We start from the raw sequence: 12,984 nt of genomic DNA on the forward strand, positions 1-12,984 counted from the left end.
GCCAATAGGCGTTACAGCGCGATCGAGGGAGGTTTTATTTTGTCTTTGTTTGACCTGAAGCTGCAGGAATTACATAGCCGGCTAGCCGGCAAGGAGCTGTCCGTGACCGATCTGGTCGATCAGTCGCTCGCCAAGATCGGCGATGTCGATTCCAAGGTGCGGGCTTTTCTTCGTGTGGATGAGGAGGGAGCACGCCGTACCGCAAAAGAGCTTGACGATCAGCTCGCTTTAGGCGGCGATCGCGGTTTGTTGTTCGGCCTGCCTGCGGGCATTAAGGACAACATCGTTACCGAAGGCATTACGACAACGTGCGCCAGCCGGTTTCTCGAAAATTACGATCCGATCTACGACGCTACCGTCATCAAGAAGCTGAAACAGGCGCAATCCGTGACGATCGGCAAGCTGAACATGGACGAGTTCGCCATGGGCGGCTCCAACGAAAATTCGGCGTACCACGTGACGACGAATCCTTGGAACCCCGAATACGTTCCGGGAGGGTCCAGCGGCGGTTCGGCCGCATCGGTGGCCGCCGGGGAAGTATATTTCTCGCTTGGCTCCGATACGGGAGGCTCGATCCGCCAGCCTGCGTCGTACTGCGGCGTTGTCGGATTGAAGCCGACCTACGGGCTCGTATCGCGGTTCGGACTCGTTGCTTTCGCGTCTTCGCTCGACCAGATCGGACCGCTCACCAAAAACGTCGAAGATGCGGCTTACGTGCTCCAGGCGATTGCCGGACACGATCCGCAGGACTCCACCTCCGCGAACGTCAGCATACCCGACTATATCGGGGCGCTTAGCGGCGACGTGAAGGGGCTGCGCATCGCGGTTCCCAAAGAATATATGGGACAAGGCGTCGACCCGGCCGTGAAAGATTCCGTGCTGTCCGCGCTTAAAGTGCTGGAAGGGCTCGGAGCGGTGTGGGAAGAAGTGTCCATGCCTCATACCGAATATGCGGTAGCGACCTATTACCTGATCGCTTCCTCGGAGGCTTCCTCCAATCTGGCCCGTTTCGACGGCGTCCGTTACGGCGTCCGCGCCTCCGATCCGGACAATCTGCTTGACCTGTATGTCAAATCGCGCAGTCAAGGGTTCGGCCCGGAAGTGAAGCGGCGCATTATGCTCGGAACGTATGCGCTCAGCTCGGGCTATTACGACGCTTATTATTTGAAAGCCCAGAAGGTCCGCACCTTGATCAAGCAGGACTTCGACAACGTCTTCCAGAACTACGACGTGATCATCGGACCAACGGCGCCTACGACGGCGTTCAAAATCGGCGAGCAGGTCGGCGATCCGCTGACGATGTATTTGAACGATATTTTGACCATACCGGTTAACCTTGCGGGAGTCCCGGCGATCAGCGTACCGTGCGGGCTTGCGGGAGGAATGCCGGTCGGTCTGCAAATTATCGGCAAAGCGCTGGACGAAGCGACGGTGCTAAGGGTCGCCCACGCCTTCGAACAGCATACCGAACACCATAAGCAGCGCCCGGCGCTATAGAGAAGGAGGAGCGAACATCCCGTGACGGACAAACCATTCGAAACCGTAGTCGGCCTCGAGGTTCACGTCGAGCTGCACACGAACACGAAAATCTTTTGCGGCTGCTCCACCGAATTCGGAGCGCCGCCGAATACCCATACGTGCCCGGTATGCCTGGGCCATCCGGGAGTGCTGCCGGTTGTGAACCGGCAGGCGATTGAATATGCGATGAAAGCCGCGATGGCGATTAATTGCGAAGTAGCCACACACAGCAAGTTCGACCGGAAAAACTACTTTTATCCCGATTCGCCAAAAGCGTACCAGATCTCTCAATACGACCAGCCGATCGGTCAGAACGGCTGGATCGACATCGAAGTGAATGGCGTGACCAAGCGGATCGGCATTACGCGTCTTCACCTGGAAGAGGATGCCGGCAAGCTGACCCACGTCGACGGCGGCTACGCGTCGCTCGTTGACTTCAACCGCGTCGGTACTCCGCTGCTCGAGATCGTATCCGAGCCGGATATCCGCTCTCCCGAAGAAGCCCGGGCTTATTTGGAGAAGCTGAAGGCGATCATCCAGTACTGCGACGTATCCGACGTCAAGATGGAAGAGGGCTCGCTGCGCTGCGATGCGAACATCAGTCTCCGTCCGTTTGGACAGGAGAAATTCGGCACGCGGGCGGAGCTCAAAAACATGAACTCGTTCCGGGGCGTTCAGCGCGGTCTGGAATACGAGGAGATTCGTCAGGCCGAGATTTTGTCCTCCGGAGGCGAAGTCGTTCAGGAAACCCGCCGCTGGGACGAAGCCCAAGGCAAGACGCTGACGATGCGCGGCAAGGAAGAAGCCCACGATTACCGCTACTTCCCCGACCCCGATCTCGTCCGGCTGTATATCGACGACGAATGGAAGGACCGCGTGCGTGCGACGATTCCCGAGCTTCCGGACGCCCGCAAGGCGCGGTATACGGAGCAGCTTGGTCTGCCTGCCTACGACGCGGAAGTCATTACGTCCTCGAAGAAGCTGGCTGATCTGTTTGAGGAAAGCCTCAGCCATACGTCCGACTCGAAGGCGGTCTCGAACTGGATCATGGGCGATTTGCTCGGTTATTTGAATACGAACAATCTCGAGATCGATGCGGTTCCAATAACCGGGCAAGGGCTCGGCGAAATGATCGGTCTGATCGAGAAAGGGACGATCAGCGGCAAAATCGCCAAAACCGTCTTTAAGGAAATGCTCGTATCCGGTAAAAATCCGGGTCAAATCGTCGAAGAGCAAGGGCTCGTCCAGATCAGCGACGAAGGCGCGATCCAGGCGATCGTCGACAAGGTTGTCGAAGCGAACCCGCAGTCGGTTGCCGATTACAAGGCCGGCAAAGAAAAGGCCGTCGGTTTCCTGGTCGGACAAGTGATGAAGGAGTCCAAGGGCAAAGCGAACCCCGGCCTCGTCAATCAGTTGATCGTGGAGCGGCTGAAACGGGAATAGTAGCGGATCTAATAAGCTGCGAGAGGAGCGGAGGAGATTTCTTCCGCTTTTTCCCTTGCTTCCGGAAAAATATATTTTTGCAATGAACTTTTTTGCTAGTTATCCGTATTAGTAATAGAAAACCAAGGAGGAATCGACTATGAAAAAACCTTTAAATACGATTCGCCGCGTAGCTGCAGCTTCATTGGCGCTCGCTCTCGCGATTCCGGCGGCGGTTGCCGGCGCATCGGAGCCGCTGCCGTCACCGGCTGCGGGGCAGCCGGCCTCCCAAATTCAGCCGGCCAAACCTGCAGCTTCCGTGGAAGCGGACAAGCTGGTTCCTCTCCGCGACTATAGCGAAACGGCAGGCGCAGCCGTTCTGTGGCACGACGAAGACCTGTCCGTAACCGTCAAGCGCGGTCAAACCGAGATCAGGGTGAAGATCGGGGAAGCTGCGATTACCGTGAACGGGAAGGCGGTTACGCTGGACAAACCTGTAGAGATCGTAAACGAGAAAACCGTCTTGCCGCTCGGCGTTCTCGCCGATGCGCTGGGGATTCACGCAGGATGGAATGAAGAAACCCATACAATCGTAATCGCCCAAGACGATTATGCGCTGCTCGCTAGCGCGTTTATGTCCGCGTTACAGGCGGGCGAGCTCCAGAAGGCCCGGAGCTTCTTTACCGACAAGCTGCCTCCGCAAGCACTGGAGCTGATGCTCCCGCAAATGAAAGGAAGCATAGCAAACACGTATGGCCCTCTCGGAGCGCTGCTTGCCGTGGAAGAAAGCTCGAATGCCGTCCATCACAACGCGACAATCGCTTATGCGACCCAAGCAATTCCTTTTGAGATTACAATACGGTTCGATCAAACCGGAAAAATTGACGATTTCTTCGTTCCTTATTATTCTATCGAGGGGAGTTATGTGGAGCCTTCGTACGACGATCCTTCCAAGTACGTTGAAAAGGAAGTAGTAGTCGGTGAAGGTACGTTTGCTTTGCCGGGGACCTTAACGATGCCGGTCGGCAAGGGCCCGTTCCCCGCCGTCGTTCTCGTGCACGGTTCCGGGCCGAACGATCGGGACGAAACGGCTGGATCGGTGAAGACGTTCCGTGATATGGCTGTAGGACTGGCCGCCCAAGGGGTTGCCGTACTTCGGTACGAGAAGATTACCCGCGAACATGTGATGAAGATGCAGCTGGGGCAGCTGGGCCAAGCATATACCGTTAACGAAGAAACGGTCAAAGATGCCGTCAGCGCCGTCAAGCTTTTGAAGCAGACGGAAGGCATTAACCCGTCGCAAATCTATGTAGCCGGCCATAGCCAGGGAGGCATGGTTATGCCGCGCATTATTGACGCGGCCAAAGATACGGGTCTTGCCGGGACGATCTTGCTCGCCGCACCGACGGAGCCGCTGGAAACACTGCTGGTGAAGCAAACCAAGTATCAGTTGGACCTGCTCAACAAGGCGGGACAGCCGACCGAAACGGCCGAGCAGCAGCTTATATTCCTCGAGCAGCAAGTAAAACTGCTGCAGGACCCGCAATATTCTGTCTCCAATATCCCGCAAGCGTTCGCCATGGGCAGCCCGGTATGGTGGTTCGATATCCGCAACACGTATGCCGCCGAGCAGGCCAAAGGTCAAACCGGCCGTATGCTCGTGCTGCAGGGAGGCAACGACATCCAGGTGTTCCCGGACAGTCTGGATACGTGGAAAAAGACGCTTTCCGCCCGCACCGATGTGGAATACAAGCTGTATCCGAAGGTCAACCATACGATGGTGGAATTTGAAGGCCAGTCGACAGGCGCCGAGTATGCCATTCCGGCGAACGTGCCCGACTACATCATTACCGATATCGCCAAATGGATTTTGCGCTAATCGATCGTATCCGAGGCACCCGACACAGGGTGCCTCTATTCCTATTTCCGCCCTACGTACCGCCCTGCAGCTTCTCCTCGGCATGATCCCCTTTACGCATTCATGTTTTCTATCATTCCGTGTTACAATAGAACTTGCCAGCGTTTACTAATCGATATGAAATAAGAAACCGGAGGGGCCGCTTGGAAAATCCGTGGATACTTGAACCCCTGTATATAACAGTAAGGCTAGTGCTTGCTCTGGTGCTCGGCGGATTAATCGGTCTGGAGCGGGAGCAAAGCAATCACCCGGCCGGATTTCGCACACACATTCTCGTCTGCCTGGGCTCCGCGCTTATTATGCTGCTGTCCTTGTACGGCTTCGGACAGTTTGCCGATGAGCCGAACGTGCGGGTCGATCCGGCGCGTCTGGCCGCTCAGGTTATAACCGGCATCGGTTTTTTGGGAGCGGGCACTATAATTTTTAACGGCAGCTCGATATCCGGGCTTACGACAGCCGCTTCCCTCTGGGTGGTGGCCGCGATCGGACTGGCGACGGGAGCCGGGTATTATTATGCCGCCGTCGTAACTACGGTGTTCGTCCTGATCAGCCTGTGGATTCTCAATAAGGTTGAGAAAAAGTGGATGGGCGGCAAGCAGACAAAAGCGGTTCAAATCGAGCTGCTCGACCGGCCCGGCAGCCTGGCTGTCATCTCTGCGGTGCTCAAGGAGAAGGGGATGGAAATCCGCAAGCTGACTATCCATCATATGCCCCCTTCCGATACCGGGGAGGAACGGATTCAAATCCGGATGTTTCTGCGTCTGTCCAAGCCGGAGCAGATGGTGCTGGCTGCGGACGAGCTGCAGAAAGTCGCAGGCGTTATGAACGTTTCGATGGAATAAGAAATGACCGGTACCTGCGTTCATACATATCCTTGTATACACGATTAATTCATTTGATTAGATGCCCACCTGAAGGAGGATTCACAACTACGATGAACGATCCGCACAAAGACAACGGCGATTCGTCCGCGGAAGGCGGGCTGTCCCATACCGGGCGCGGTCCGGGCTATCCGGAAAGCGGATCCGGAGATCATCCGTCGTGGCAGCCGTTTGATCCTTACATGCTGGCGCCTGCGAAACGGAAATGGATCGCCGGCCTGCTCTCGTGCTGCATTCCCGGCACCGGCCACTTTTATCTCGGTCTTATGCAAAAAGGGCTGCTGATTATGCTGCTCATCATTATGGATATTTTCGCGATCGTCCATTTTTCGCTTAATATGTCGAGCATTCCGCTTATTACGCTGCTGGCGCTTTTTTTGCCGATTATTTATTTCTACAGTTTATTCGATGCGCTTCAGTCTACGGACAGATTGAACGCTTACCGGTTTACCGCCGCCGCTAAGCCGGGGGAGCCTGCAGTTTTGGATGGACAACCGCAGCCTCCCGGCTCGCGCCCCTATATCGGCTGGCTTCTGGTGGGGGCGGGTGCGCTGTTTTTCGTAGTCAGCGCCAAGCCGGCCTGGATGAACGCGGTCATGGACAAGATGGGTACGCTGATCGGAGGACTCGTTCTGATCGGCATCGGCATCGTCCTGTTTTTGCGTAATGCGAGATCGAAATAGCTAAGCCGGCGTATACATAAAGAAGGGGGACGATCTATGATCCGGGTGGGAAAGGTAACCGCAGGGCTCGTATTGCTCGCTGCCGGCGGGGGACTGCTGGCCGACCGTGTGTGGGATACGAATTATTTGGGCTATGCGTTCGATGCCTGGCCGCTTGTATTCATCCTGCTGGGGCTTGAATACTTATGGGTCAACTTCCGGCATCGCCGGGCCGAACGGGGTCCCCGCCTCGATGTCGGCGGCGTGCTGTTTTCCGTGATCATTGCGGCTGCTATCGCTTTATATTCCCAGCACGGCTGGCCGCCAAGCCAATGGTTCCAAGGATTTTCCTGGAAATTCGGGTCGGTGATGTCAGGGGAGTTCGGGCACAAGTTCGAGAAAGAGCTGGTTCAGGTGCCTGTAGGCGAACGGACGGAGAAGATTATCATTGAAAATCCGAACGGCAGCGTCATTCTGAAATCGGCGGATACGGATGCGATCCGGATCGATACGACGATATGGGTCGACAAGCTGAACGAAGAAGCGGCTCGCCTCATCGCGGAGGGCTCCAAGCTGGTGGTTAGCGACGGTCCAATCGTTCGCATCGTGGCGGAAGGAGAGTCGTATTCGGGCTACCGGAAGCCCCGGATGAATCTGGTCGTAACCGTTCCGGCAGACAGGCAAGTCGATATGGAGCTTCAACTGCGCAACGGGAAAGTGCAAGCGGAGAAGCTGCCGATCCGAAGCGAGCTTGTCGTCCGCACGACGAACGGTTCGATTCAAGTGGCAGACATCGGGGGGAAACTAATCGCCGATACGACGAACGGCTCGATCCATGTAAGCGGGATCCGGGGGATGGCGGACCTGGGCACGACAAACGGGGCGGTGACCGCTTTGGATATTTCGGAGGCTGCTATAGTGCGAACGTCCAATTCCGCCGTGACCCTGGGGCGCATTCGGGGGAAAGCCGAGGTTACGACAACAAACGGTGCGGTCACGGTTACCGAGCCGGAGCGGGATGTGCGCATCAAGACGACGAACGGCGCTATATCGGTTACCAGCCATACGCTGGGCGGAGATTGGGATTTGAATACGACGAATGGCCGAATCGAGCTGCTTGTCCCGGAGCAGGGGAATTTCGAGGTGGACGGCCGAGGCGGTAAAGCGTCGTCGAATTTACCGCTAACGATTTCCGACAAAACCGTTCGCGGCCAAGTAGGGTCCGGACAGCATAAAATCCGGCTCGACACGAGCAACGGTACGATCGTTGTGAATCGCGTCGATTGACAAAACAGCTTGTACGAACGTACAATAAGTAGAAAGTCGCACATTTCTATAAATTTTAGAAAAGTCAATGACTTTGTATACATCTGCAATTCCATTTCAACTTCCATGGTGGTGAGGAACATGACGTCCCGATTCGAGCAAGCACTGGACAAATTAAAGACAACCGGAGTTCGGATGACGCCTCAACGTCATGCGATTTTGGCTTACTTGCTGGATACGATGGAGCATCCGACTGCCGACGACATCTACCGTTCGCTGGAAGACCGTTTTCCGAGCATGAGCGTTGCGACCGTATACAATAACCTAAAAGTGTTTATCGAGGCCGGACTCGTACGCGAGCTTACGTATGGCGACGATTCGAGCCGTTTCGACTCCGATATGTCCGACCATTATCACGCGATCTGCGAAGACTGCGGTAAAATCGTCGATTTTGAATATCCGCCGCTGCATGAAGTGGAGTGGAATGCCGCAAAGCAGACGGGGTTTCAAGTAAAAGGGCACCGGATGGAAGTGCACGGCATATGTCCGGAGTGCGCGCTCTCTGTCAAACATTAATGAACCCGGAAGCGGTTCGATTCGTCGGTATTTGTAGTATAATGGACGTGTCTGTCGGACACGTCTTTTTTGTTGCAGAGAAACTCGCTCAGCACCATACACATCTCGGGAATTAAAGGAGTGGAACTATGGAATCGTTGACCCCGCCGCCCGCAAAGCGGAAACGTACGAAACGATGGGGGCGGCTGTTTGGGTTTATCGTTATGGCCGGTATTGCCGGGTTAGCAGGCTATTATTGGTTTCAGACTTATTACCCGAGCAGCGAGCAAGTACAGCCGGATTACGGCGGATTGCAGAAGCCGGTGTTTTACCGGGGAGAGATGCTGGAGCAGGAGGCGCTTGGCGAGCAGGACGGGCTGAAGCTGCCGTTGTCGTTTATTAAAGATAAAGCCGACCCTTCGATCTTGTATGAAGCCCCCAGCGAGTCGGTCATCATTACGACTAAGGACAAAGTCGTCCGGCTGAAAACGAATGCGTTAACCGCTACGGTGAACGAGAAACCTCAGACGCTGAAGTTTCCGATCGTCAAAAAAGGGGAGGAGGTGTACCTGCCGATCGACCCGGTTAAACAATATTACGGGCTGGACATCCGGGAATCGGCGGATACGGGGATCGTTTTGGTGCATCTTCAGGGAGACAACGTCCAGTGGGGCAAGGCGGAGAGTGCTTCGTCCGGCAAAAGTGTTGCGATGCGCAGGGAACCGAACGTCAAATCGCCGATTGTGGCCGAGGTGCAGCAGGGCGAAGAAGTGATGATCTGGTACGAGAAGGACCAGTGGTATTATGTGCAGCGCAAGGACGGTACGGTAGGACATGCCCGCAAAAAAGAGATCGCGCTCGATCGGGTGGAGACGATACCCGCACAGCCGGCTGCTCAAGCGTATATCCCTTGGAAGCCGACGGGGGGCAAAGTGAATATGACCTGGGAACAGGTCGTTACGAAAAATCCCGATACGTCAAAAATCGGACCGATGCCCGGTCTCAACGTAGTCAGCCCCACCTGGTTTCACCTCACGGACGGGGAAGGCAATCTGAAAAACTTGGCGGATGCGTCCTATGTCACTTGGGCGCGGTCAAATAACTATCAGGTTTGGGCGCTGTTCAGCAACGGCTTTGATCCGAAAATTACGACACAAGCGCTGTCCACCTACGACAAGCGGATGAAAATGATCAAGCAGCTGCTGGCGTTCGCTCAGATGTATAAGATCCAAGGGATTAACATCGACTTTGAGGACGTGTATTTAAAAGACAAGGCCAACCTGACCCAATTCGTCCGGGAAATGACGCCGCTGATGCACGAGCAGGGACTGGTCGTCTCGATCGACGTAACGGCGAAATCGACAAGCGAGAACTGGTCGATGTTCCTGGACCGGGCCGCCTTGGGCGAGACTGTCGACTATATGATGCTGATGGCGTACGACGAGCATTGGGCTTCGAGTCCGGTAGCAGGCTCCGTCGCTTCGCTTCCGTGGGTGGAGAGGTCGCTTGTCCAGATTATGAAGGAGGACAAGGTTCCGGCGTCCAAGATGGTGCTGGGCGTCCCATATTATACCCGGATCTGGACAGAGCAGACGAAAAACGGCAAAAAGGAAGTTTCGTCCCGCGCCGTATTTATGGATACCGTCAACAAGATCATGCAGGAAAAAGGGCTCAAGCCTACCTTCTCCGCGGAAACCGGACAAAACTATGTGGAGTATACGGAAGATGGCAAGCTGAACCGGATCTGGATCGAAGACGAAATTTCCATGAAGGCGCGCATAGAGCTTGTTAAGAAATACGACCTGGGCGGCGTAGGTTCTTGGCGGAGAGGGTATGAATCGCCAGGCATCTGGAATGTCATTAAAGATACGCTGGAGAAGCGTCCATAGCCCGCAATTGCACTTATTATATGGATAAAGCAAGATTAAAAGGGGCGGCTTTCCAAGCCATTATCGATGGGGGCAGCTCCGCTTTGAACGGTTTTACCCGAGAAAAGGACCTCAGTCTCCACGTTACCGTGGAAGCTGAGGTCCTTTTCTCTTGAAAATGAGGGCGCTCCATGTCAGGTGAGCGCTTTTGAGACAACCCCTTTTACCTTTGGGTGCGATTATTTACCGGCTGGCTCGCCGGCTGCCTCCGAAGGCGGAGCATACTTGGGGTCGAACGTTAAAACGGTTTTGCAGAACATGCAGCGATCCGTTTTGCCTAACATTTTCGTCGCTTTGCCGCATTCGGGACACTCCAGGGATACGGCGCTCGTAGACAGCATACCCGCCCAGAAGTAAACGCCCACGCTGCCCAGCATACCGAGCATGCCGATGACCATGAAAATTCCCGCTATTACTTTGCCGACTTGTCCCCAATTGAAAACAACTCCCGCCAATCCGACAATCATAAGCCCCATGCCGCCCATCGTAAGCAGGAGACCCCACAAACGAAACTCGTTTATTTTGCTTGATCTGAAACGCATCGCCGTTCCTCTTCTCTTATTTTGATAATTGGTGCGCTTAAAATATGTTCTCCGATCCACCCGCCTTAGGCAGGAAACTGGACAATCGTGTAGAACTATTGGTTTAGAGCCAATTCACTTGCATTGCGAGCCGGAGGGACGAATGGAAACGATCCGGAATTATGTACAAGACCGTTTTGGAACCAATCCTGACACGATAAGCGTTTCTGTTGTTTCGGACTCCCCGCCGTTACATGCGGCAGGCGAATATCCGGAAGTCCTTCTGCTAGTCATTACTGAATCCGAACAGACAGGCATCACTACTCATTATATAAAAGACGGTATCCGTATACAAGAACGTTGTCACAATCCCGGAACGTTGGAACGGCTGATTTGGCACGGCGGAAACTACAATATGATCCATTGGATTTTGCAAGGAGAGATTGTCATGGACCGTAATATGTACTTGGAAGGGATGCGCAGCAGATTGTCGGAGTATCCGGAGGAGCTGCGCCGCAAGGAGCTGATCGTCGAGTTCGACCGGTTTTTGAAAAGCTTCGTGCAAAGCAAGCAATATTTGCAGGACGGCCATATGCTCGACGCTTACAGCAATATTCTGGACGCACTCCGCCACTGGGCGCGTATTGCCATTATCGAGGAAGGGTATCATCCGGAAGTTCTCGTATGGGCGCAAGTACGGAAGATTAATCCAGGCGTGTATAAGCTGTATGAGGAATTGACCTGCAATCACGAATCGCTTCAAAAGCGTATCCAGTTGGTCGTACTTGCCTGCGATTTCTCGGTCATGTCCAAGATGGAGCTTTGTTGTTCGGTGCTGCTCGACGTGCTTCGCAGCCGTGAAGAAGCCTGGAGTCTGCAAGAGCTTATGCAGATTCAGGAGCTTACGGATCTGGAGCTGGATCTGTCCTTATTGCTTGGGAAGCTCGTAAGAAAGTCGCTGATCCGGGAAGTGGTCGAGTCGGAGAGCGGCCGCCCATCGTTGCTTCTTCGGTTGAAGTACACCGTTTAACTTTTGCTCACATTGCTGCTATATCCGGTTCGGGACAGCCTATTTTACTGGGCGGCTCGAGCCGGTTTTTGTTTGGTGTTTTGGCTGGAGAATAAGGAAGGGGGAGTTTTCAGCAAAGCTGAACCCGTCAATAAGAAAGAACAGCTGCCTCTTAGGGAAGGGGCTTTCGCCGTGGCAAAAAAGTCTTCGTTTATCGTTTAGAAGCTTCTTAAATCGTGGCAGCAGGTGAGGCAAGCCGTAGATCGTGATCGCTCGAGCTTGTGTGGCGGTTATGGGCATGAGGGAATCGAGTAAGAGTGGTTTGTACTCTTTATTTTGTCCGAAAATCTGCAAGGACACGGAATAAGATCGGGTTTAAACTGCTAAAATCCTGCAAACTGGTGCACACCCGATCAATTGATTGAAATGAGGGGGGCAAACCGCCTCTATACGTCGTTGTCATCCCCATATGCCGAAAATAGAGGGGGTCAGCAGCTCTTATTTTGTTAGTTCACTTCGTCCATACGCATCATGTTTCTACGCAGCCGAATACGGATCTGCTCGCAAGAAAGCTGTTTACGCGCTGCACTTAGAATCGAGTTGTTACCGTACAACCTCATCAATGAACGGCTGGAACGCAGATCTCCGTTCCCTTCTGCTCTCATGAACTTAGAAAAAATAACTCTTCAGCAGAACGAACTGCACACGTTCTGCTCGCAAAAAAACGATCTCTTAACACGTGGTGTTTTTACTGTGGAAAAGGCTTCGTTTAGAAGCTTTTCTTAACGTAAAGGAACATCTCTCATTCGACAGGTTATTCGGAAAGTTTATTGTTTTCAAACTTTTTTGTAGAGGCTTGACTTTAATTGTCCGAATATGTTAAATTAATTTTCGCCGCTTCAAACGGCAACGAACGCTTCAAACCAAGAAAAACTTTTTGAAAAAAGTACTTGCAAAGAAGTGGGCGGATGTGATATATTAAAGAGGTCGCCGCAAAACGGACGACAACGAAACAAAAGAACATTTTGTTCCTTGAAAACTGAACAACGAGCGTGCAAGTGACGATCTCGCAAGAGATCAAAACAAGTCGAGTTATCGACACAAGTCAGTACGTTTGAGCAATCAGCTCTAAAATAATGAGAAGCTTCTCATGAGTGAAATCGGAGAAGCGACTCAACCTTATTGGAGAGTTTGATCCTGGCTCAGGACGAACGCTGGCGGCGTGCCTAATACATGCAAGTCGAGCGAGTCCTTCGGGGCTAGCGGCGGACGGGTGAGTAACACGTAGGCAACCTGCCTGTAAG

Annotated in this window: 10 protein-coding genes and 1 rRNA gene; 10 read left to right on the forward strand and 1 reads right to left on the reverse strand. The window is 53.8% G+C overall.

Going from position 1 to position 12,984, the window contains the following annotated elements; all coding sequences use genetic code 11:
• Nucleotides 1-39: 39 nt before the first annotated feature.
• The 8 genes from gatA to AC3Y2E_RS12810 all read left to right on the forward strand — a co-directional run bounded on the left by gatA (nucleotide 40) and on the right by AC3Y2E_RS12810 (nucleotide 10,111).
• Nucleotides 40-1,497 (forward strand): Asp-tRNA(Asn)/Glu-tRNA(Gln) amidotransferase subunit GatA, encoded by a 1,458-nt coding sequence (gene gatA, locus AC3Y2E_RS12775; RefSeq protein ID WP_379210725.1) that lies wholly within the window; start codon nucleotides 40-42, stop codon nucleotides 1,495-1,497.
• Between the two features lie 21 nt (nucleotides 1,498-1,518).
• Nucleotides 1,519-2,961, forward strand: a complete 1,443-nt coding sequence (gene gatB, locus AC3Y2E_RS12780; protein ID WP_379210727.1) for an Asp-tRNA(Asn)/Glu-tRNA(Gln) amidotransferase subunit GatB — start codon at nucleotides 1,519-1,521, stop codon at nucleotides 2,959-2,961.
• A 139-nt stretch (nucleotides 2,962-3,100) separates the two neighbouring features.
• Nucleotides 3,101-4,819, forward strand: a complete 1,719-nt coding sequence (locus AC3Y2E_RS12785; RefSeq protein ID WP_379210729.1) for an alpha/beta hydrolase family protein — start codon at nucleotides 3,101-3,103, stop codon at nucleotides 4,817-4,819.
• A gap of 182 nt (nucleotides 4,820-5,001) precedes the next feature.
• The gene (locus tag AC3Y2E_RS12790; RefSeq protein WP_379210731.1) at nucleotides 5,002-5,700 is read left to right on the forward strand and encodes an MgtC/SapB family protein; all 699 of its coding nucleotides are present in this window, start codon (nucleotides 5,002-5,004) and stop codon (nucleotides 5,698-5,700) included.
• Between the two features lie 92 nt (nucleotides 5,701-5,792).
• The gene (locus AC3Y2E_RS12795) at nucleotides 5,793-6,422 is read left to right on the forward strand and encodes a hypothetical protein (RefSeq protein ID WP_379210733.1); all 630 of its coding nucleotides are present in this window, start codon (nucleotides 5,793-5,795) and stop codon (nucleotides 6,420-6,422) included.
• Nucleotides 6,423-6,458: 36 nt separating this feature from the next.
• Nucleotides 6,459-7,688 (forward strand): DUF4097 family beta strand repeat-containing protein, encoded by a 1,230-nt coding sequence (locus AC3Y2E_RS12800; protein WP_379210736.1) that lies wholly within the window; start codon nucleotides 6,459-6,461, stop codon nucleotides 7,686-7,688.
• Between the two features lie 120 nt (nucleotides 7,689-7,808).
• Nucleotides 7,809-8,243 carry a peroxide-responsive transcriptional repressor PerR gene (perR, locus tag AC3Y2E_RS12805; RefSeq protein ID WP_190929974.1) on the forward strand — a complete coding sequence of 145 codons (435 nt, stop codon included), beginning with the start codon at nucleotides 7,809-7,811 and terminating at the stop codon, nucleotides 8,241-8,243.
• Nucleotides 8,244-8,371: 128 nt separating this feature from the next.
• On the forward strand, nucleotides 8,372-10,111 hold the full coding sequence (locus tag AC3Y2E_RS12810) for a glycosyl hydrolase family 18 protein (RefSeq protein WP_379210739.1): 1,740 nt from the start codon (nucleotides 8,372-8,374) through the stop codon (nucleotides 10,109-10,111).
• Between the two features lie 218 nt (nucleotides 10,112-10,329).
• Here the strand turns inward: AC3Y2E_RS12810 and AC3Y2E_RS12815 are convergent, their stop codons facing one another.
• The gene (locus AC3Y2E_RS12815) at nucleotides 10,330-10,692 is read right to left on the reverse strand and encodes a YgzB family protein (protein ID WP_379210741.1); all 363 of its coding nucleotides are present in this window, start codon (nucleotides 10,690-10,692) and stop codon (nucleotides 10,330-10,332) included.
• Nucleotides 10,693-10,834: 142 nt separating this feature from the next.
• Between AC3Y2E_RS12815 and AC3Y2E_RS12820 the strand changes: the two genes are divergently transcribed.
• Together AC3Y2E_RS12820 and AC3Y2E_RS12825 are read left to right on the forward strand one after the other, a co-directional pair.
• Nucleotides 10,835-11,701 (forward strand): nucleotidyltransferase-like protein, encoded by an 867-nt coding sequence (locus tag AC3Y2E_RS12820; RefSeq protein WP_379210743.1) that lies wholly within the window; start codon nucleotides 10,835-10,837, stop codon nucleotides 11,699-11,701.
• A 1,158-nt stretch (nucleotides 11,702-12,859) separates the two neighbouring features.
• Nucleotides 12,860-12,984 (forward strand): 16S ribosomal RNA (locus AC3Y2E_RS12825); the annotation flags it as partial.

The sequence above is a fragment of the Paenibacillus sp. MAH-35 genome (genome assembly GCF_058135425.1).